We start from the raw sequence: 20,130 nt of genomic DNA on the forward strand, positions 1-20,130 counted from the left end.
CGCCCACCCCGAGCGGCTCGCGCGCCGCCGCGGGGCCGGGGCCTTCACCAGCGCGGGCGGCACGGGCCTCGAGCTCGCGCCGGGCTCGGCCCTGCAGGGCGCGGGCTGGCTGGCCGTGGCCGTCGCGTCCCGGGCGCCGGGGCAGGCGTCCGCTCTGGTCCGCTCGGCGGTCGCCGTCACGGAGGAGCTGGCCCGCGACGTGGCCGCGGCCGACGTCGTCGTCGCCGACGAGGTCGTGTGGCGCGAGGGGGACGTGCGGGCCCGCCGCGTCGAGCGGCTCGGGTCCCTCGTGCTGTCCGAGCGCCCGCTGCGGCAGCCGCCCGCGGCCGCCGTGCAGGCCGCGCTGGCCGACGGCGTGCGCCGCGAGGGGCTCGCCCTCCTGACGTGGACGCCGGCCGCGGAGTCCCTGCGTCGCAGGGTGGCGTGCTGCCGGGGCGCGCTCGGGCCGCAGTGGCCCGACCTCGGCGACGAGGCGCTGCTGGCGCGGCTGCCGGAGTGGCTGGGCCCGGACCTCGCGGCGGCGACCGCGCGCCGCGACCTGGCCCGCGTCGACGTGGCCGCCGCGCTGCGGCGGCTGCTGCCGTGGGAGCTCGCCGGCCGCCTCGCCGAGCTGGCCCCCGAGCACGTGGACGTCCCCACGGGCCGCCGCGCCCGTCTGGACTACGCCGACCCGGCCGCGCCCGTGCTCGCCCTGAAGCTGCAGGAGGCCTTCGGGTGGCGGACGTCCCCGCGCGTCGCCGAGGGCCGGGTGGCCGTCGTCGTGCACCTGCTCTCACCCGCCGGGCGGCCGCTCGCGGTCACCGCGGACCTGGAGTCGTTCTGGCGCGGCGTCTACCCGCAGGTGCGCGGGGAGATGCGCGGGCGCTACCCCCGGCACCCGTGGCCGGAGGACCCGCTCGCCGCCGCGCCGACGGCCCGCCTGAAGCCGAAGCCCCCGCGCTGAAGTCCCGCGCTGAGGCCCCCGCGCTGAGGAGGGCTAGGCGGTTCCGCGCGGCTCCTCGCGCGCGGGGAGGTTCGGCACGGGGCCCTCGGCGGACCACGGGAAGTCGATCCAGCGGTCGGTGCTGCGCCAGGCGTACTCGGGGCTGACCCGGGTCGAGGACTTCTCGTAGACGACGGCCGTGCGGGTGTCGGCGCCCGTCGCGCGGACGAGGGCGACGACCACGGCCAGCGTGCGGCCCGTGTCGGCGACGTCGTCGACCACGAGGACGCGGCGGCCCGCGAGGTCGGCCAGGTCCACCGACGGCGGCAGCACCACGGGCTCGGGCAGCCGGCTGTCGACGCCCGTGTAGAACTCGACGTTGATGGTCGCCGTCGTCTTCACGTCGAGGGCGTAGGCGAGGCCCGCGACCAGGGGCAGGCCGCCGCGCGCGATCCCCAGCAGCACCTCCGGCTCGTAGCCGTCGTCGGCGATGGAGGTGGCGAGCTCGCGCACCGCGGTGCCGAACAGCGACCAGGTGAGGACCTCGCGGGGAGGGGTGTCCGGCGTCACGCGAGGACGGTACCGGCCGCGGTCTCGCCATCGGCGCGCGCCGCGAGCCTCCGGCGACCTACCATCACTGACTGTGACGTCTTGTGCGCGCGGCCGGGAGTGCGGATGAGCCCTGCCCTGACCACGGTCGACGTCGTCGTCATCGGCGCCGGGCAGGCCGGCCTGTCCAGCGCGCACTTCCTGGAGCGCGGCGGGCTCGCGCCCGACCGCGGCTTCGTCGTGCTGGACGCGGGCGACGCCCCGGGCGGGGCCTGGTCGCACCGCTGGCGCACGCTGCGGATGGCCGACGTCAACGGCGTGCACGACCTGCCGGGCTTCCCGCTGGGCGACGTCGACCCGCAGGCGCCGGCGTCGGAGGTCGTGCCCGCCTACTTCGCGGCCTACGAGGAGCGCCTCGGCTTCCCCGTGCGCCGGCCGGTCGCCGTGAGCGCCGTGCGCCGCGCGGGCGGTCGCCTGCTCGTGGACTCCGACGCGGGGACCTTCGCGGCGCGCGCGGTCGTCAACGCGACGGGGACGTGGACGCGGCCGTTCTGGCCGCGCTACCCGGGGCAGGACGAGTTCCGGGGCCGCCAGCTGCACACGGCCGACTACGACGGGCCCGAGGAGTTCCGCGACCAGCACGTCGTGGTGGTCGGGGGCGGCATCTCGGCCGTGCAGCTGCTGGGGGAGGTCTCCGAGGTCGCCGCCACGACCTGGGTGACGCGCCGCGAACCGGAGTTCCGCGAGGACGACTTCGGCGAGGAGCAGCGCCGCGCGGCCGTCGCCCTCGTCGAGCAGCGGGTGGCGGCGGGGCTGCCCCCGGGCAGCGTCGTGTCGGTGACGGGCCTGCCGCTGACGCCCGCGATCGCGGCGCTGCGCGACCGCGGGGTGCTCAAGCGGCACCCGATGTTCGCCCGCCTCGTGCCCGACGGCGTGCAGTGGGCCGACGGCAGCACCCAGCCCGCGGACGCGGTCCTGTGGTCGACGGGGTTCCGCCCGGCGCTGGACCACCTGCGGCCCCTGAAGCTGCGCGAACCCGGCGGCGGCATCCGCGTCGAGGGCTCGCTGGTCGTGCGGGAGCCGCGGCTGCACCTCGTCGGCTACGGCCCCTCGGCGAGCACCATCGGCGCGAGTCGCGCTGCGCGGCAGGCGGTCCGCGAGGTGCTCGCCGGGCGCTGACCGCTGCCTGTCCCACGTGGTGAGACGGCCGTCCCGTATCGTGGACGCCGTGGCAGCGTCGGGCCATGATCGCCGCATGCCCCCGAACCCCGCTCCCGAGGCCGGCTACCTGCACGGCTACGCCCCCGCGGTGCGCGCCTCGCACGGCCGCCGCACCGTCGCGAACTCCGCGCCGCACCTGCTGCCGCACCTGGCCCCCGGGACCACGGTGCTCGACCTGGGCTGCGGCGTCGGCAGCATCACGGCCGACCTCGCGGCGCGCGTGGCGCCGGGCCGGGTCGTCGGGGTCGACGTGTCGGCGGAGGTCCTGGCCACGGCCCGGGCCGCCGCGGACGAGCGCGGGGTCGAGGTCGAGCTCGTCGTCGCCGACGCCCTCGCGCTGCCCTTCGCCGACGGGGAGTTCGACGTCGTGCACGCCCACCAGGTGCTGCAGCACCTGCCCGACCCGGTGGGCGCGCTGCGCGAGGCGCGCCGCGTGACCCGCCCGGGCGGGGTCGTGGCCGTGCGCGACGTCGACTGGGCGACCGTCCACGCGTTCCCGGACCTGCCCGGCCTGCACGCCTGGCGCGAGGCCTACCGCCGCACCGCCCGCGCCACCGGCGGCGACCCCGACGCCGGGTCCCGGCTGCCCGCCTGGGCCCGCGCGGCGGGCTTCACCGACGTGGTGCCCTCGGCCTCGGTGTGGCTGTTCGCGACCCGCGAGGACCGCGACTGGTGGGGCGGCACGTGGGCCGAGCGCACGGGCGCCTCCGGCCTCACGGGGCGGATGCTGGCCACCGGCGCGGCCGACGAGGACGGCGTCGCCGCCATGGTCGGCGCCTGGCGGGAGTGGACCGCCCACCCCGACGGCTGGATGGCCATGACCCACGGCGAGGTGCTCTGCCGGGTCGCCGGGGCGCCGGGTAGCGTCGCGCCATGACCCTCTTCGACGCGCCCCTGCCCGCGCTCACCGGCGGCACCCTCGACCCCGCTGCGCTGCAGGGCAAGGCCGTCCTCGTCGTCAACGTCGCCTCGCGCTGCGGCTTCACCCGGCAGTACGAGGGGCTGCAGGCGCTCCAGGCGCGCTACGCCGACCGCGGCTTCACCGTCCTCGGCGTGCCCTGCAACCAGTTCAAGGGCCAGGAGCCGGGCTCGGCCGAGGAGATCGCCGAGTTCTGCTCGGCCACGTGGGGCACGACGTTCCCCATGACGGAGAAGTCCGACGTCAACGGCGAGGGCCGCACCCCGCTGTTCGCCGAGCTCACCGCGCAGACCGACGGGGCGGGCGAGGCCGGCGACGTGGCCTGGAACTTCGAGAAGTTCCTCGTCTCCCCGGCGGGGGACGTCGTCGCGCGGTTCCGCTCGCGCACCGAGCCCGAGGCCCCGGAGCTCGTCAGCGCGCTGGAGGCGCAGCTGCCGCGCTGACGGGAGCCGCCTCGACCAGCGCGAAGGGCGCCGCGAGCACGCCCCGCGCGGTCGCGACGTGGTACTTCGTCCGGCCCCGCTTGACGATGCGCCCCACCGTGCCGGCGAAGCGGCCCGCGCCGCGCACCCGCACGAGCGTGCCGACGGCCAGCCGGCTGGCCGTCGGCGCGTCCGCCCCGGCGAGGCGCGCCAGCTCGGAGCGGTAGGCCTCGCCGAGGTCGACGAGCCGGCCGTGGTGTCGCCACGTCAGCACGTGCGCGACGTCGAAGGCCGTCCCGCAGACCCCGCAGGCCGTGACGCGCTCGGGCCGGCGGTGCCGGTCGGCGGTGTGCCCGGCGGGGCAGGTCCCCACCCAGGGTGCGGGCGCCCGCGGCGCCGTCACCGCGACCAGCCGCTCGCCTGTGCTGCCGATGCGCCGGGCCGTGGCCCGCCAGCGGGCGTCGTGGCCGTGGCCCGGCCCGGTGAGCGCGTGGGCGACCTCGTGCAGGACGGTCTCGCGGACCTCGGCCTCGGAGTGCAGCGCGGTCAGCTCCCGGCTCAGCCCGATCTGGCGCCGGTCGAAGCGGCAGACGCCCGCGCGCTTCTTCGCGCGGTCCAGCACGACGGTCCAGCCCCGCAGCCCGTGCTGCGCGAGCACCCCCTCGGCCATCGCCACGGCCGCCCCGACGTCCACCCCTGCACGCTCCCGCACTCCGCCACCCCGGCGCTCCCGCACCCGCCGGACGTCCCGGCGAGGGCATCCCACCACCCGCCCCCGACAGCCGGGTCGCAGGGCCGTGCGAGGCTCGGCGCATGGTCGATGCCGTCGTCGTGGGGTCCGGTCCGAACGGCCTGGCCGCCGCGGTCGTGCTGGCCCGCGCCGGTCTCGAGGTCGAGGTCCACGAGCAGGCCGCGACCGCGGGGGGCGGGGCCCGCACCCAGGAGGTCACGCTGCCGGGGTTCCGGCACGACACGGGTTCCGCGGTGCACCCGCTGGCGCTGGCGTCGCCGTTCCTGGCGGCCTTCGACCTGCCCGCGCACGGCGTCGACCTGCTGCAGCCCGACGTCGCCTACGGCCACCCGCTGGACGGGGGCCGCGCCGCGCTCGCGCTGCGCGACCTGGACGCCACGGCGGACGGGCTCGGCCGCGACGGCGAGGCCTGGCGCCGCCTGTTCCTGCCCCTGGTCGAGCGCTGGCGCGACGTCGTCGGCGTGGCGCTGTCGGACTGGCGGACCGTGCCGAGCGACCTGACGGCCACGCTGCGCCTCGGCCTGGCCGTGCTGGAGCAGGCGTCGCCCGCCTGGGGCGCCCGCTTCCGCGGCGAGGAGGCCCCGGCGCTGTTCACGGGCGTCGCGGCCCACGCCATCGCCCCGCCCCGCGCCATCGGCCCCGCCGGGGCCGGGGTGATGCTCGCGACGCTCGCCCACGCCGTCGGCTGGCCCGTGCCGCGCGGCGGCTCGCAGTCGATCACGGACGCGCTGGTCGCCGAGGTCCGTGCGCTGGGCGGGCGGGTCGTCACGTCCTCGCCGGTCGCCTCGCTGCGCGACCTGCCGCGCGCCCGCGCCGTCCTGCTCGACGTGGTGCCGCGCGGCCTGCTGGCGCTCGCGGGCGACGACCTCCCGGCCGGCTACGCCGCCTGGCTGCGCCGCTACCGCCACGTCTCCGCGGCCGCGCCCGTGCACTTCGCGCTGTCCGGTCCCGTGCCCTGGAGCGCGCCGGGGCTCGCGGCCGCGGGCACCGTCCACGTCGGCGGCACCCGGGCGCAGATCGTCGCCGCCGAGGCGGACGTCGCGGCGGGCCGGCACGCCGAGCGGCCCTACGTGCTCCTCGCCCAGCCCGGGGTGGTGGACCCCGACCGCGCGCCGGGCGGGGCGCAGACGCTGTGGACCTACGCGCACGTGCCGCTCGGCTCGACGGTCGACGTGGGCGACGCCGTGCAGGCGCAGGTCGAGCGGTTCGCGCCGGGCTTCTCCGACCTGGTGCTGGCCCGGACCGTGCGCCGCGCGGTCGACCTGGCGGCGGAGAACCCGAACCAGGTCGGCGGGGACATCGCCTCGGGCGCCGTCACCCCGTGGCAGCTGCTGTTCCGGCCCGTGCCGCGCTGGGACCCCTACCGGACGCCGCTGCCCGGCGTGTACCTGTGCTCGGCGGCGACCTCGCCCGGGGCGGGCGTGCACGGGATGTCGGGCGTGCACGCGGCCCGGCGCGCGCTGCGGCACCGCTTCGGCATCCGCGTCGGCGCCGACGGGCTCACGCCAGCAGGGTCGACACCAGCAGCCCCACGATGACGGTGTTGAACACGAAGGCGACGAGCGCGTGGCCCGTGACGACGCGGCGCAGCGCGCGCGTCGTGACCGTCACGTCCGTCGTGCCGAACGTCGTGGACACCGCGGCGGAGAAGTACAGGTAGTCGCCGAAGCCCGTGGGCGGCTCACCCGGGAACTCCAGCCCCGGCGACACCGCCTGCCGGCGGGCGTAGTCGGCCGCGTAGGTCACGACCATGGTCGCCCAGGCGGCGAGCACGAGCAGCGCCGTCATCACGCCCGAGGCGGGCAGGCCGACGTCGCTGCCGCGGGACAGGGCCAGCCACACCGCGGCGGCCATGGCGATGACGGCGTAGCTGGCGGCCATGGACGCGCCGGGCTGCAGCGCCGTGCGGGAGCCGCCGGGGCGCGGGGGGTCCGCGGCGACGGCCGCGCCCAGGTCGGTGCCGAAGGCGACGAGGGTCAGCACGACGTAGGTGAGCAGGGCCAGGCCGTAGACGACGACCAGCGTCACGGCCAGCACCACGGGCAGCGACAGCTCGACCCGCAGCTGCAGGACGGCGGAGACCGCGACGGCCAGGGGGAGGGCGACGGCGAAGGCGCCGTAGTAGCGGCCGGTCTCGGTGCGCAGGACGGACCGGAGACGGCGGGGAGCGCCCGCGGAGCTGGCCACGCGGGGAGCCTAGGTGAGAGGAGGTGCCCCCGGCAGGATTCGAACCTGCGCACACGCCTCCGGAGGGCGATGCTCTATCCCCTGAGCTACGGGGGCTCGGGTGGGCCAACCGTACCAGCGCGTCCCGGTGCCTCCCGACCGCCCGGTGCCCCCCGACCGCCCGGGCCGTCCCGCCGCTGCGCGCGGGGGAGGTGGGGCGCGCGCCGGTAAGCTCGTGCCTCGTGACCCCCGCCGAGCTGTCCCGCGCCCTGACGGACGCCCTGACCGCGGCTGCCGCGGCCGGTGAGCTGACCGTCGACCCCGCCGACGTCCCGGCCGAGGTCCGCGTGGAGCGCCCGAAGAACCGCGACCACGGCGACTGGGCCACGAGCGTCGCGCTGCAGCTGGCCAAGAAGGTCGGCCGGCCCCCGCGCGAGGTCGCCGCGGTGCTCGCCGGGCGCCTCGCGCAGGTCCCCGGCATCGCCGCCGTCGACGTCGCCGGGCCGGGGTTCCTCAACGTCACGCTCGACGCCGCGGCCGCGGGCGGCCTGGCCCGCGACGTCGTCGAGGCCGGCCCCGCCTACGGGCGCGGCACGGCGATCGCGGGCGAGCGCATCGACCTCGAGTTCGTCTCCGCCAACCCCACGGGCCCCATCCACCTGGGCGGGACCCGCTGGGCCGCCGTGGGCGACTCGCTGGCCCGGGTCCTGGAGGCGGCCGGCGCCGAGGTCACCCGCGAGTACTACTTCAACGACCACGGCGCCCAGATCGACCGGTTCGCCCGGTCGCTGCTGGCCCGCGCGCACGACGAGCCGGCCCCCGAGGACGGCTACGGCGGCGACTACATCTCCGAGATCGCGGGCGCGGTGATCGCCAAGGTGCCCGGCCTGCTCGAGGAGCCCCGCGAGGTCCAGCAGGAGACGTTCCGCCGCGAGGGCGTCGAGCTGATGTTCGCCGAGATCCGCCAGAGCCTCGGCGAGTTCGGGGTCCACTTCGACGTCTACTTCCACGAGGACTCCCTGCACGCCTCCGGGGCCGTCGACCGGGCGCTCGCGCGCCTGCGCGAGCTCGGCAACGTCTACGAGGCCGACGGCGCGACCTGGCTGCGCACCAGCGCGTTCGGCGACGACAAGGACCGGGTGGTCGTCAAGAGCGACGGCAACGCGGCCTACATCTCGGGCGACCTGGCCTACTACCTGGACAAGCGCGAGCGCGGGTTCGACCGCGCCGTCATCATGCTGGGCGCCGACCACCACGGGTACGTGGCCCGGATGATGGCGATGTGCGCGGCCTTCGGCGACGTGCCGGGGAAGAACCTCGAGATCCTCATCGGGCAGATGGTGAACCTCGTCAAGGACGGCGTCCCCGTCCGGATGAGCAAGCGGGCCGGCACGGTCGTGACGATGGAGGACCTCGTCGAGCAGGTCGGCGTCGACGCGGCCCGGTACTCGCTCGTGCGCTCCTCCGTCGACACCTCCATCGACATCGACCTCGACCTGCTCGTCAAGCGCAGCAACGACAACCCCGTGTTCTACGTGCAGTACGCGCACGCCCGCACGGTCAACGTGGGCGTGAACGCGGCCGCCGCGGGCGTGCGGCGCGAGGACGCCTTCGACCCCTCCCTGCTCGTGGAGGAGACCGAGTCGCTGCTGCTCGCGGCGCTGGCGGAGTTCCCCGCCGTCGTGGCCCGCGCGGCCGAGCTGCGCGAGCCGCACCGCGTCGCGCGCTACCTCGAGGAGCTGGCGGGCAAGTACCACAAGTTCTACGACGCCTGCCGGATCTCCCCGCGCGCCGACGAGGACGTCACCGACGTGCACCGCACCCGCCTGTGGGTCAACGACGCGACCCGCCAGGTGCTCGCCAACGGCCTCCGGCTGCTCGGCGTCAGCGCCCCGGAGCGCATGTAGTGGCGCGCACCCACGAGGCCGGCTCGATGCACTCCCCGGGGGCGGGCGTCACCGCCATCGTCCCGTCGTGGCTGCAGGCGCCCGCCGACGTTAACGAGCTGCTGCCGCAGCTGTGGTCGAGGACCGTGGGCCGCGACGCCGACGGCGTCCTCACGGTCGGCGGCCTGAGCGCCGCCGAGATCGCCGCGACCCACGGCACCCCCGTGTTCGTGCTGGACGAGGAGGACTTCCGCGCCCGCGCGGTGGCCTACCGCGACGCGTTCGCGGACGCCTTCGCCGACCTGTGCGACGGCGCCGACGTCTACTACGCGGGCAAGTCGTTCCTGGCCACGGGCGTCGCCCGCTGGATCGCCGAGGACGGCCTGCACCTGGACACCTGCAGCAGCGGCGAGTTCACCCTCGGCCTGCGCGGCGGGGTCCGTCCCGACTGGATCGCCTTGCACGGCAACAACAAGAGCCGCGGCGAGATCCGCGCCGCGCTGCAGGCCGGCCTCGGCCGGATCGTCGTGGACTCCCTCGAGGAGATCGAGGTCGTCGCCTCGATCGCCCGCGAGCTGGGCGTCGTCGCGCCGGTCATGCTGCGCGTCACGGTCGGCGTCGAGGCCCACACGCACTCCTACATCGCCACGGCGCACGAGGACCAGAAGTTCGGCCTGTCGCTCGCGGGCGGCCAGGCCGAGCTCGCGGTGGCGCGGGTCGTCGGGCACCCGGAGCTCCAGCTGCGGGGGCTGCACAGCCACATCGGCTCGCAGATCTTCGACATGGGCGCCTTCGAGGTCTCCGCGCGCCGGCTGCTCGGCCTGCACCACGGCGTGCAGCGCGAGCACGGCGTCGAGCTGCCGGAGATCGACCTCGGCGGCGGCTTCGGCATGGCCTACACCTCCGAGCACCAGCCGCTGGGGCCCGCGGAGATCGCGGGCCGCCTCGCCGAGATCGTCGCGCGCGAGTGCCTCTCGCAGGGCATCGCGGTGCCCAAGGTCTCCGTCGAGCCGGGCCGCTCGATCTCCGGGCCGAGCACCTTCACGCTCTACGAGGTCGGCACCACGAAGGACGTGGCCCTCGACGGGGGTGCGCGCCGCCGCTACGTGTCGGTCGACGGCGGGATGAGCGACAACATCCGCACGGCCCTCTACGACGCGGACTACTCCGCGACGCTGGCCTCGCGGGCCTCCACCGCGCCCGGCGTCCTCAGCCGCGTCGTCGGCAAGCACTGCGAGAGCGGGGACGTCGTCGTCAAGGACGAGTTCCTGCCCGCCGACGCGGCGGCCGGGGACCTGCTGGCCGTGCCCGGCACGGGCGCCTACTGCCGCAGCATGGCGAGCAACTACAACCAGCTCCCGCGGCCCGGCGTCGTCTCGGTGCGCGACGGGGCCTCGCGCGTGCTGGTGCGCCGCGAGACGCCCGAGGACCTGCTGGCCCTCGACGCGGGGTGACGCGAACCGGTCGGAGCGGCCGGGACGCGGGTGAGAGGGTGGACGGGGTGTGCAGGTGGACGAGAGGACAGGCCAGGTGGAGCCGGTGAGGGTCGCACTGCTCGGGTGCGGGGTGGTCGGCACCGAGGTGGCCCGGCTGCTGACGAGCCAGGCCGACGAGCTGGCCGCGCGCGTGGGCGCGCCGCTGGAGCTCGTCGGCATCGCCGTGCGCCGGCTCGGCCGCGACCGCGGGCTGGGTCTGGACCCGTCGCTGTTCACGACCGACGCCGAGGAGCTCGTCACGCGGGCCGACGTCGTCATCGAGGTCATCGGCGGCATCGAGCCCGCCCGCGGGCTGATCCTGCGCGCCATGGCGCACGGTGCGGGCGTCGTGACGGCCAACAAGGCGCTGCTGGCCGCCGACGGCCCGACGCTGTACGAGGCCGCCGCCAAGAACAGCGTCGACCTGTACTACGAGGCCTCCGTCGCGGGCGCGATCCCGCTGCTGCGCCCGCTGCGGGAGTCGCTGGCGGGCGACCGGGTCACGCGCGTGCTGGGCATCGTCAACGGCACCACGAACTACGTGCTCGACAAGATGGACTCGACGGGCATGGGCTTCGCCGAGGCCGTCGAGCAGGCGCAGTCGCTGGGCTACGCCGAGGCGGACCCGACGGCCGACGTCGAGGGCTTCGACGCCGCGGCCAAGGCCGCGATCCTCGCCTCGCTGGCCTTCCACACCCGCGTGAGCCTCGACGACGTGCACCGCGAGGGGATCACCGAGGTCAGCGCGGCCGACGTGCGCGCCGCGCAGCTGCAGGGCTGCGTCGTGAAGCTGCTCGCGATCTGCGAGCGCGTCGCCGGCACCGACGCCGAGGGCCGGCCCACCGAGGCCGTGTCCGTGCGCGTGCACCCGGCGATGCTGCCGCTGGGCCACCAGCTCGCGGGCGTGCGCGGCGCCTACAACGCCGTCTACGTCGAGGCCGAGGCCGCGGGCCAGCTGATGTTCTACGGCCCCGGCGCCGGTGGGCTGCCCACGGCGAGCGCCGTGCTGGGCGACGCCGTCGCCGTGGCCCGCCACCGCCTGCTGGGCGGGCGCGGGCCGGGGGAGTCGGCCTACGCCGAGCTCCCCGTCCTGCCCATGGACGACACCATCACGCGCTACCACGTGCGCCTCGACGTGGCCGACAAGCCGGGGGTGCTCGCGCAGGTCGCGGGCGTCTTCGCGGGTCACGGCGTCTCGATCGAGGCGGTGCAGCAGCGCCAGGACGACGCGGGCCGCGCCGTGCTGGTCGTCGTGACGCACACCGCGACGGACGCGGCGCTGTCGGCCACGGTCGACGAGCTCGAGGGCCTCGACATCGTGGACTCGGTGGCGGGCGTGCTGCGCGTGGAGGGCAACAACGACACCGACGGGGGAGCGGACGCCTGATGGCGCACGTGTGGCGAGGACTGATCGAGGAGTACCGCGACCGGCTGCCGGTGACGGCGGCCACCCCGGTGGTGACGCTGGGGGAGGGCGGCACGCCGCTCGTGCGGGCGCCGCACCTGTCGGAGCTGACGGGCTGCGAGGTCTGGCTCAAGGTGGACGGCTGCAACCCGACCGCGTCCTTCAAGGACCGGGGCATGACGATGGCGATGTCGAAGGCCAAGGAGGCCGGGGCCGAGGTCGTCATCTGCGCCTCCACCGGCAACACCTCCGCCTCGGCCGCGGCGTACGCGACGGCGGCGGGCATCCGCTGCGCCGTCCTCGTGCCCGACGGCAAGATCGCCATGGGCAAGCTCAGCCAGGCCGTCGCGCACGGCGCGACGCTGCTGCAGGTCGACGGCAACTTCGACGACTGCCTCACCCAGGCGCGCAAGCTCGCCGAGGCCTACCCCGTCGAGCTCGTGAACTCCGTCAACCCCTTCCGCATCGAGGGCCAGAAGACCGGCGCCTTCGAGGTCGTCGACGTCCTGGGCGACGCCCCGGACATCCACTGCCTGCCCGTCGGCAACGCGGGCAACATCACGGCCTACTGGAAGGGCTACAGCGAGTACGCGGCCGACGGCACCGCCGCGCACCGCCCCCGCATGTGGGGCTTCCAGGCCGAGGGCGCCTCGCCGCTGGTCAAGGGCCACCCCGTCGACGAGCCCGAGACGATCGCCACGGCCATCCGCATCGGCCGGCCCGCCTCGTGGACGGGCGCGACGACCGCGCGCGACGAGTCCGGCGGGCGCATCGACGCGGTCACCGACGAGCAGATCCTCGCGGCGCACCGCTGGCTCTCCGCCAAGGAGGGCGTCTTCGTCGAGCCGGCCAGCGCCGCCGGGGCGGCCGGGCTCATCGCCGCGGCCGAGGCCGGCGAGGTCGACCGGGGCCAGCGCATCGTCATCACGGTGACGGGCCACGGCCTGAAGGACCCGCAGTGGGCCCTCGAGCTGGGCGGGGAGGGCGCCGACGGCGTCCGCCGCGCCGTGCAGCCCGTGCGCGTGCAGCCCGACGCCGTGACCATCGCCCGCGCCCTGCAGCTGGAGGTCTGAGGCCGGGTGACGCTGACGCAGCTGCCCCCCGGCACGTCCGTCGCGGTGCGCGTCCCGGCGACCAGCGCGAACCTCGGGCCCGGCTTCGACGCCTTCGGCCTCGCGCTCGAGCTGCGCGACGAGGTCCGCGCCGAGGTCGTCGCCGCCGGCCTCGAGGTGGAGGTCGAGGGCGAGGGGGCCGGGCGGGTCCCGCTGGACGAGCGGCACCTCGTCGTGCGCGTCCTGCGCGAGGAGCTGACGGCGGCGGGCTTCGCCGCGCCGGGTCTGCACCTGCTGTGCCGCAACGTGATCCCGCACGGACGCGGGCTCGGGTCCTCGGCGTCGGCGATCGTCGCGGGGCTCGCGGCGGCGCGCGGGCTGCTCGCCGCGGCGGGCGTGGTCGATGAGTCCGACGAGGCCCTGCGCCAGCGGGTGCTCGTCGAGGCGACGCGCCACGAGGGTCACCCCGACAACGCCGCACCGGCCGTCGTCGGCGGGTTCACGATCGCGTGGACGCGCGGCGACGATCCGGCCCACCCGGCCGGGGTGCGGACCGTGCGGCTGGAGGTGCACCCGCGGGTGCGCGCGGTCGTGTGCCTGCCGCAGGAGGAGCTCGCGACGTCGCGGGCCCGGGCGCTGCTGCCCGCGACCGTGCCGCACGCCGACGCCGCCCTCACGGCCGGGCGCGCGGGGCTGCTCGTGCACGCCCTGACGAGCGACCCGGACCTGCTGCTGGACGCGACCGTCGACAAGCTGCACCAGGCGCAGCGCGCCCCCGCGATGCCGCGCACCGCCCGGCTGCTGGCCGGGCTGCGCGCCGAGGGGCTCGCCGCCGTGGTCTCGGGCGCCGGGCCGAGCGCCCTGGTGCTCACCACCCCGGAGCGCGTGGCCGACGTCGAGGCGCTCGCGGCCGCGGACGGGGGGTGGCGCGTGCTCGCGTGCCCCGTCGCCGACACGGGCGTGAGCTGGAGTCCCGCAGCGCCTTGAGCGCCGGCGACGCGCCGCGGTGCGCCGAACGGGCGTCCCGGACTGCACCACCGCCCGCGGGTGTTAGCATCGTCAGCAGCACCTCACCGACGGGACCGCGGTCGAGGACCACGGAGTACCGACACCGTCCCGTCACCAGGCGCCTCCCACGACAATCTTGCGCTCCTCCGCGCGCTTCGTGGATCCAGTTCACCTGCCCTCGCTGGGTAGACATCGCGACCGTGCCGCCATCTGCCGGCCGTCGCTGACGAGGGGGAAGGACCTTCGTGACCAACACCACCGAACTCGCTGCCACCGACAGCCCGACCGCCGCTGCGACGGCGGCGCGCGCCGCCGGCAGCCTCTCCGCGCTACGCCTGCCTCAGCTGCAGTCGCTCGCCGCGGAGCTCGGCATCCCGGGCACCGGGCGCATGCGCAAGGTGGACCTGCTCGCGGCCATCCGCGACCACCAGTCCGGCCTGCCCCAGCGGGGCGGGGCGGCCGCGGCACCGGCGCCGCAGTCCGAGACCGTGCAGGACGGCGCCGCCCAGAACGGTGCGGCCCAGAACGGCAGCGCCCAGAACGGTGCGGCCCAGAACGGCAGCGCCCCGAACGGCGCCGCTCAGAACGGTGCGGCCCAGAACGGCACGTCCCACGACGCCCCGGCGCAGGACGCGTCCGCGAGTGTGCAGCCGGAGACCGCGTCGTCCCCGGCCGCCGAGCCCGTCGCCGCGCCGGTCGAGGGGCGCGCGCCCCGCTCGCGCTCCCGCCGCGCCGGTGCTCCCGCGGGGGCCCCGGCCACCTCGGCCCCCGCCGCCGAGTCGGCTCGCGCCGAGTCCTCGCCCACGGAGTCTGCGCCCACCGAGTCCTCGCCCGCCGAGTCCGCCTCCGACGTGCTGGACGGCCTCGCCGCCCCGGCGTCGCCCGCGGCCGAGCCGGTCCGCGAGGACGGCGCGTCGCTCGTGCCGACGCTCGAGGAGTTCACGGGCGGGCGGCCGCCGCGCACCGACCGCTCCGAGCCGCGCACCGACGGCCGGCCCGAGGGCCGCGCCGACGGTGAGCGCCCCTCGCGCCGCGAGCGGGCCCGCCGCGAGCGCGTGCGCGAGCCCGACCAGCAGGTCGAGCTCCCCGTGATGCCCGTCCGCGAGGACGCGGCCGAGCGGACCGAGGCGCGCGGCGACGCGCGTCCCGACCGCCAGCCCGAGGCCCGCGACGACCGCGGCCGCACCGAGCGTCCCGACCGGGGCGAGCGCGGCGACCGGACCGAGCGCGCCGACCGCGGGGACCGCACCGAGCGGGCCGACCGCGGTGACCGGGCCGAGCGCCCGGCCGCCGCGGCCCCGAGCGCCGGCCCCGACGACTTCGACGGCGACGGCAGCCGTCGCGGCCGCCGCAACCGCTACCGCGACCGCAAGGGCCGCCGCGGGACCCGTCCCGACGGTGCCCCCGAGGTCGACGTCGAGGTCAGCGAGGACGACGTCCTGTCGCCCGTCGCGGGCATCCTCGACGTGCTCGACAACTACGCGTTCATCCGCACGTCGGGCTACCTCGCCGGTGCCGGGGACGTCTACGTGTCGCTGGGCCAGGTGAAGAAGAACAACCTGCGCCCCGGTGACGCCGTGACCGGTGCCGTCCGCCAGCCCCGCGAGGGCGAGCAGACGGGGCAGCGCTCGAAGTTCAACGCGCTGGTCCGCGTCGACACCATCAACGGCGCACCGCCGGAGCAGGCCAGGAACCGGCCCGACTTCACCAAGCTGACGCCGCTGTACCCGCAGGACCGCCTGCGGCTCGAGACCGAGCCGAACATCATGACGACGCGGATCATCGACCTGATGTCCCCGCTCGGCAAGGGTCAGCGCGGGCTCATCGTGGCGCCGCCGAAGGCCGGCAAGACGATGGTCATGCAGGCCATCGCCAACGCGATCTCGACGAACAACCCCGAGTGCCACCTCATGGTCGTGCTCGTGGACGAGCGTCCCGAAGAGGTCACGGACATGCAGCGCACGGTGAAGGGCGAGGTCATCGCCTCGACCTTCGACCGGCCGGCGTCGGACCACACGGCGGTCGCCGAGCTCGCCATCGAGCGGGCCAAGCGCCTCGTGGAGCTCGGCAACGACGTCGTCGTGCTGCTGGACTCCCTGACCCGCCTGTCGCGGGCCTACAACATCTCCGCCCCCGCCAGCGGCCGGATCCTCTCCGGTGGTGTCGACGCCTCGGCGCTGTACCCGCCGAAGCGCTTCTTCGGCGCCGCCCGCAACATCGAGAACGGCGGCTCGCTGACGATCCTGGCCTCCGCCCTGGTGGAGACGGGCTCGAAGGCCGACGAGGTCATCTTCGAGGAGTTCAAGGGCACCGGGAACATGGAGGTGCGGCTGTCGCGCCAGCTGGCCGACAAGCGCATCTTCCCGGCCGTCGACGTCCCGGCCTCGGGCACGCGGCGCGAGGAGATCCTCATGTCCCGCGAGGAGCTCGCGACGGTGTGGAAGCTCCGCCGCGTCGTCACCGCGCTCGACGCCCAGGCGTCCATCGAGCTGCTGCTCGACCGCCTGAAGAAGACCCGCAACAACCTGGAGTTCCTGCACCAGGTGCAGTCGTCCACCCCGCTCGTCGAGCGGGACTGACGACCTCGACCCGAGCGACGGACGCCCACGCCCCTGCGGCGTGGGCGTCCGTCGTCCCGCCCCCGGGCGGGGAACACCCGGCCCCGGCGCCGGGTTGAGACCGACGAGCAGCTCCTGTGGGAGACTGCCCCGACCGCAGGTCCCGGCTCACGTCCCGTCAGGGACGACCCGGGGCCGACGACGCGACGAGGAGATCACCATGAAGGCCGGAATCCACCCGGAGTACGTCGAGACCCAGGTCACCTGCACCTGCGGCTCCACGTTCACGACGCGCAGCACCTCGACGACCGGCGAGCTCAAGGCCGACGTCTGCAGCGCCTGCCACCCGTTCTACACGGGCAAGCAGAAGATCCTGGACACGGGCGGCCGCGTCGCCCGCTTCCAGGCGCGCTACGGCAAGAAGACCGCCGACAAGTAGCTCGTCCCAGGCGCCGGTCCTGCTGCCCCTCGAGGGTGGCGGGGCCGGCGTTCTGCTTTCCCCCACCCTTCCCGCGGTGGTCGCGCAGCCCGCCTGCGCGAGCGCCGGCGCCGTCGAGGAGCCCCCGAGTGTTCGAGTCCGTCCTGCCGCTGCTCGCCGAGCACGCCGAGCTGGAGCGCCGCCTGGCCGACCCGTCGGTGCACGCCGACGCGGGGCTGGCGCGCTCGCTGGGCCGGCGCTACGCCGAGCTGGGCCGGGTCGTCGACGCGCACGCGACCTGGACCGCGGCCGTGGACGACGCGGCCGCCGCGGCGGAGCTCGCCGCGGAGGACGAGGGGTTCGCGGCCGAGCTGCCCGGTCTGCGGGCCGCCGCCGACGAGGCCGGCGAGCGCCTGCGCCGCCTGCTCCTGCCGAAGGACCCGGACGACGCCCGCGACGTGATCCTCGAGATCAAGGCGGGGGAGGGGGGCGAGGAGTCGGCCCTCTTCGCCGGCGACCTGCTGCGCATGTACCTGCGCTACGCGGAGCGCCACGGCTGGGGCACGGAGGTCCTGGAGAGCACCGACAGCGACCTCGGCGGGTTCAAGGACGTGTCCGTCGCCGTGAAGACGCGCGGGGCGGCGGCCGAGGGCGTCTGGCACCGGCTGAAGTACGAGGCCGGGGTGCACCGCGTGCAGCGCGTGCCCGTCACCGAGTCCCAGGGCCGGGTGCACACCTCCGCGGTCGGGGTCCTCGTGCTGCCCGAGGTCGAGGAGGTCGAGGTGGCGGTCGACGCGAACGACCTGCGCATCGACGTCTTCCGCTCCTCCGGTCCCGGCGGGCAGAGCGTCAACACGACCGACTCGGCCGTGCGCATCACGCACCTGCCCACGGGCATCGTCGTGTCCTGCCAGAACGAGAAGTCGCAGCTGCAGAACAAGGAGCAGGCCCTGCGGATCCTGCGGGCCCGGCTGCACGCCGCCGCCCAGGAGGCCGCGGACGCGCAGGCCTCGGCGGCCCGCCGCTCGCAGGTCCGCACGGTCGACCGCTCCGAGCGGATCCGCACCTACAACTACGGCGAGAACCGCATCGCCGACCACCGCACGGGCTTCAAGGCGTACAACCTCGACGCCGTCCTGGACGGCGACCTCGACCCGGTCGTGCAGTCGTGCATCGACGCCGACGAGGCCGCCCTGCTCGCGGCGGTCGGCGCCCCCGCCTGACGGAGGCACTACGTCGACCTTACACGAACTACGGATCTGCGTAGTCTCTACGCATGGACGACGAACGCTGGCGACTGTTGGAGAAGCGGCTCGACGCCCTCGAGGCGCGCGTCGCCGACGGTGAGGACCCCCGGCTGCGCGACGACTTCTGGGCGCTGACGGAGCTGCGGCGCCGCGCGGAGGACCGCTCCGCCGTGCTCTTCACGGGGTCCGTGACGCTGCCGGCCGGGGGGCACTACGAGTGGCAGGAGACCGTCCCGACGGCCCCGATGCTGGACGCCGACCTCACCGACGTCGTCGGCGCGCTGTCCGCGCTCGCCCACCCCGTGCGCCTGCAGCTGCTGCGCGGCGTCCTCGCCGGCCGGCACACCGTCGCGGAGCTCTCCGAGGGCCTCGGCACGTCGGGGCAGCTCTACCACCACCTGCGCCAGCTGGTCGCCGAGGGCTGGCTCACGGCGTCCGGGCGCGGCCTCTACGCCGTCCCGCCGGAGCGCGTCGTCCCGCTCCTGACCCTGCTCGCCGCCGCCGGACTGAGGTGACCCGTGACCCTGCCTGAGACGTCCTCCGGCACCCGCACGACGCCGCCCCCCGGCCGACCGCCGCGGCTCCGGCTGCCCCGGCCGACGCGGCGCGCCTGGGTGGTGTCCGCGCTGGTGGCGCTGCTCGCCGCCGCCCTCGCCGTCCCCGCGCTCCCACACGCACCGGCCCTCAGCGCCGACAGCACCGGGGACCCGGCCCTGGTCCAGCGGCTGCGGGCCGCGGCGGGCGACGGCCCCGTGCAGGGCCTCGCGGCGGTGACGGGCCGCGGGGGCGAGACGACCGCGGCCGCCGCGGTCGGTCGCGCCGACGCCCGCCCGGGCCGCGAGCGGCCCCTGACGACCGCCACGCCGCAGGAGATCGGCTCGGTCACCAAGTCCCTCACCGGCCTCCTCCTCGCCGACGCCGTCGAGCGCGGCGAGGTGCAGCCCTCCACCACGCTGGGCGAGGTCCACCCGGACGCGGGCCTGCCCCCCGAGGTCGCGGCCCTCACCCTGGACCAGCTCGCCACCCACACCTCGGGGCTGCCGTCGCTCACCGGCGGTCGCCTCGTGCGGGGCCTGCTGGCCAACGTGACCCACGGCAACCCCTACGCGGGCCAGACGCCGGACGGCGTCCTCGACGAGGCCGCCTCCACGCGGCTCCGGAAGGACCCGGGGGAGTACCGCTACTCCAACCTCGGCGCCTCCGTCCTGGGCCACGCCCTCGCGACGCGCGTCGGGGTGCCCTACCCCGAGCTGCTGCGCTCGCGCGTCCTCGAACCCCTGGGGATGGCGGACACCGCGGCCGCCCCGTCCCGGCCGCCCGCGGGCGCGGCCCACGAGGTCGCCGCCAACGGCGCCGCCGCGACGCCCTGGCTCTCCGCGGGCGGCGCACCCGCGGGGACGGGCGTCTGGTCCACGGCCGACGACCTCGGCCGCCTGCTCGCCGCCGTCGCGGACGGCACCGCGCCCGGTCTCGCGGCCACCGGCCCCCGCACGGGCGCGGGCCAGGAGGACCTGCGCACGGGCTGGGGCTGGCTGACCTACGAGCGCGACGGCCGGACGCTGCTGCTGTTCAACGGCCGCACCGGCGGCGGGGTCTCCTCGATCGCCCTCGACACGGGTTCGCGCGAGTGGGCCGCGGTCACGGCCCCCTCCACCGCCGAGACCCAGACCGTCGCGCTGGGCCTGCTCGGGGTGCGGATGAGCCAGCCGGTCGCGGACCGCTCGTGGCGGAGCCTGCCGGTGCTCGTGACCGTGCTCCTCCTCCTGCTGCCCCTGTCGAGCCTGGCGACCGCGCTGCGCCGCAGCGTGTCCCGGTCCGGGAAGCTCCCCGACCGGCTCGGGGTGCCCACCGAGGCGCTGTCGCTCGCGGCCGTGCTGGTGCTGGCGCGCGCCCTCGGCGCCTGGCAGGTCGTGCCCGCGTCGACGTGGCTGCTCGCGGTGGCCGTCGCGGCGCTGGCGCTCGCCCTGGCGGCGGCGCGCTGGCGCTCGCTGGCGTGGCCCGGCGAGCACGCCGCCCGCCGCTGGCTGGGGGCCGGGGCGGGGGCGGCCGTGAGCGTCGCCGTCGTGGCCGCGGTGCTCACGGGGGCGTCCTGAGTCGGCTCCCCGCCGGCCTGCCGTCCGGCCCCGCCGTG

At 76.4% G+C, this 20,130-nt stretch carries 18 protein-coding genes and 1 tRNA gene; 15 read left to right on the plus strand and 4 right to left on the minus strand.

Features of this window, described 5'->3' with window-relative positions:
• Positions 1 to 943: ATP-dependent helicase C-terminal domain-containing protein (locus tag F1544_RS15945; RefSeq protein ID WP_280114862.1), on the plus strand; the 943-nt coding region annotated here is incomplete at its 5' end.
• A 33-nt stretch (positions 944 to 976) separates the two neighbouring features.
• Here F1544_RS15945 and F1544_RS15950 read toward each other — a convergent pair.
• A complete protein-coding gene (locus tag F1544_RS15950) occupies positions 977 to 1,492 on the minus strand; it encodes a phosphoribosyltransferase (protein ID WP_167587067.1) in 516 nt (171 codons plus the stop codon).
• Positions 1,493 to 1,597: 105 nt separating this feature from the next.
• On the opposite strand from F1544_RS15950, the gene F1544_RS15955 reads away from it, so the two are divergent.
• The 3 genes from F1544_RS15955 (at position 1,598) to F1544_RS15965 (ending at position 4,054) form a co-directional block, all read left to right on the plus strand.
• Positions 1,598 to 2,650, plus strand: coding sequence for an NAD(P)-binding domain-containing protein (locus F1544_RS15955; RefSeq protein ID WP_167587068.1), 1,053 nt, complete (start codon positions 1,598 to 1,600; stop codon positions 2,648 to 2,650).
• Positions 2,651 to 2,726: 76 nt separating this feature from the next.
• Positions 2,727 to 3,569 (plus strand): methyltransferase domain-containing protein, encoded by an 843-nt coding sequence (locus tag F1544_RS15960; RefSeq protein ID WP_167587069.1) that lies wholly within the window; start codon positions 2,727 to 2,729, stop codon positions 3,567 to 3,569.
• Positions 3,566 to 4,054: a glutathione peroxidase gene (locus F1544_RS15965; RefSeq protein WP_167587070.1), complete on the plus strand. Its 489-nt coding sequence runs from the start codon at positions 3,566 to 3,568 to the stop codon at positions 4,052 to 4,054. Before F1544_RS15960 ends, F1544_RS15965 begins: the two co-directional genes overlap by 4 nt.
• Here F1544_RS15965 and F1544_RS15970 read toward each other — a convergent pair.
• Positions 4,023 to 4,727, minus strand: a complete 705-nt coding sequence (locus tag F1544_RS15970; RefSeq protein WP_167587071.1) for a SprT-like domain-containing protein — start codon at positions 4,725 to 4,727, stop codon at positions 4,023 to 4,025. The two genes, F1544_RS15965 and F1544_RS15970, sit on opposite strands and share 32 nt — an antisense overlap.
• A 119-nt stretch (positions 4,728 to 4,846) precedes the next feature.
• Between F1544_RS15970 and F1544_RS15975 the strand changes: the two genes are divergently transcribed.
• A complete protein-coding gene (locus F1544_RS15975) occupies positions 4,847 to 6,322 on the plus strand; it encodes a phytoene desaturase family protein (protein WP_167587072.1) in 1,476 nt (491 codons plus the stop codon).
• Here F1544_RS15975 and F1544_RS15980 read toward each other — a convergent pair.
• Positions 6,285 to 6,971, minus strand: a complete 687-nt coding sequence (locus F1544_RS15980) for a DUF1345 domain-containing protein (protein WP_167587073.1) — start codon at positions 6,969 to 6,971, stop codon at positions 6,285 to 6,287. The genes F1544_RS15975 and F1544_RS15980 overlap by 38 nt on opposite strands.
• A 24-nt stretch (positions 6,972 to 6,995) precedes the next feature.
• Positions 6,996 to 7,067: transfer RNA gene (locus tag F1544_RS15985), tRNA-Arg, on the minus strand.
• A 125-nt stretch (positions 7,068 to 7,192) separates the two neighbouring features.
• Here F1544_RS15985 and argS point away from each other — a divergent pair.
• The 10 genes from argS (at position 7,193) to F1544_RS16035 (ending at position 20,092) form a co-directional block, all read left to right on the plus strand.
• Positions 7,193 to 8,857, plus strand: a complete 1,665-nt coding sequence (gene argS, locus F1544_RS15990) for an arginine--tRNA ligase (protein ID WP_167587074.1) — start codon at positions 7,193 to 7,195, stop codon at positions 8,855 to 8,857.
• 26 nt (positions 8,858 to 8,883) lie between these two features.
• Positions 8,884 to 10,290, plus strand: coding sequence for a diaminopimelate decarboxylase (gene lysA / locus F1544_RS15995; RefSeq protein WP_167587104.1), 1,407 nt, complete (start codon positions 8,884 to 8,886; stop codon positions 10,288 to 10,290).
• A gap of 76 nt (positions 10,291 to 10,366) precedes the next feature.
• The gene (locus F1544_RS16000) at positions 10,367 to 11,698 is read left to right on the plus strand and encodes a homoserine dehydrogenase (protein WP_373368090.1); all 1,332 of its coding nucleotides are present in this window, start codon (positions 10,367 to 10,369) and stop codon (positions 11,696 to 11,698) included.
• Positions 11,698 to 12,789 (plus strand): threonine synthase, encoded by a 1,092-nt coding sequence (thrC, locus tag F1544_RS16005; protein WP_167587076.1) that lies wholly within the window; start codon positions 11,698 to 11,700, stop codon positions 12,787 to 12,789. Before F1544_RS16000 ends, thrC begins: the two co-directional genes overlap by 1 nt.
• Positions 12,790 to 12,795: 6 nt before the next feature.
• Entirely contained in the window at positions 12,796 to 13,755 is a 960-nt protein-coding gene (gene thrB, locus F1544_RS16010) for a homoserine kinase (protein ID WP_308470119.1), read from the plus strand.
• A 266-nt stretch (positions 13,756 to 14,021) separates the two neighbouring features.
• Positions 14,022 to 16,355, plus strand: a complete 2,334-nt coding sequence (gene rho / locus F1544_RS16015; RefSeq protein WP_167587077.1) for a transcription termination factor Rho — start codon at positions 14,022 to 14,024, stop codon at positions 16,353 to 16,355.
• 199 nt (positions 16,356 to 16,554) lie between these two features.
• The gene (gene rpmE, locus F1544_RS16020; RefSeq protein ID WP_167587078.1) at positions 16,555 to 16,773 is read left to right on the plus strand and encodes a 50S ribosomal protein L31; all 219 of its coding nucleotides are present in this window, start codon (positions 16,555 to 16,557) and stop codon (positions 16,771 to 16,773) included.
• 128 nt (positions 16,774 to 16,901) lie between these two features.
• A complete protein-coding gene (prfA, locus tag F1544_RS16025) occupies positions 16,902 to 17,975 on the plus strand; it encodes a peptide chain release factor 1 (protein WP_167587079.1) in 1,074 nt (357 codons plus the stop codon).
• A gap of 53 nt (positions 17,976 to 18,028) precedes the next feature.
• Positions 18,029 to 18,514 carry an ArsR/SmtB family transcription factor gene (locus F1544_RS16030; protein ID WP_167587080.1) on the plus strand — a complete coding sequence of 162 codons (486 nt, stop codon included), beginning with the start codon at positions 18,029 to 18,031 and terminating at the stop codon, positions 18,512 to 18,514.
• 3 nt (positions 18,515 to 18,517) lie between these two features.
• Positions 18,518 to 20,092, plus strand: coding sequence for a serine hydrolase domain-containing protein (locus tag F1544_RS16035; protein ID WP_167587081.1), 1,575 nt, complete (start codon positions 18,518 to 18,520; stop codon positions 20,090 to 20,092).
• The last annotated feature ends 38 nt before the right edge of the window (positions 20,093 to 20,130 follow it).

This window comes from Kineococcus rubinsiae (assembly GCF_011839805.1).
Classification (GTDB): Bacteria; Actinomycetota; Actinomycetes; order Actinomycetales; family Kineococcaceae; genus Kineococcus; species Kineococcus rubinsiae.

What these genes read in the sequence shown, in the direction of transcription:
- F1544_RS15955 (WP_167587068.1), top strand. Translation starts at nt 1,598, where the DNA reads ATGAGCCCTGCCCTGACCACGGTCGACGTCGTCGTCATCGGCGCCGGG.
- F1544_RS15960 (WP_167587069.1), top strand. Translation starts at nt 2,727, where the DNA reads ATGCCCCCGAACCCCGCTCCCGAGGCCGGCTACCTGCACGGCTACGCC.
- F1544_RS15965 (WP_167587070.1), top strand. Translation starts at nt 3,566, where the DNA reads ATGACCCTCTTCGACGCGCCCCTGCCCGCGCTCACCGGCGGCACCCTC.
- F1544_RS15975 (WP_167587072.1), top strand. Translation starts at nt 4,847, where the DNA reads ATGGTCGATGCCGTCGTCGTGGGGTCCGGTCCGAACGGCCTGGCCGCC.
- lysA (WP_167587104.1), top strand. Translation starts at nt 8,884, where the DNA reads ATGCACTCCCCGGGGGCGGGCGTCACCGCCATCGTCCCGTCGTGGCTG.
- thrC (WP_167587076.1), top strand. Translation starts at nt 11,698, where the DNA reads ATGGCGCACGTGTGGCGAGGACTGATCGAGGAGTACCGCGACCGGCTG.
- rpmE (WP_167587078.1), top strand. Translation starts at nt 16,555, where the DNA reads ATGAAGGCCGGAATCCACCCGGAGTACGTCGAGACCCAGGTCACCTGC.
- F1544_RS16030 (WP_167587080.1), top strand. Translation starts at nt 18,029, where the DNA reads ATGGACGACGAACGCTGGCGACTGTTGGAGAAGCGGCTCGACGCCCTC.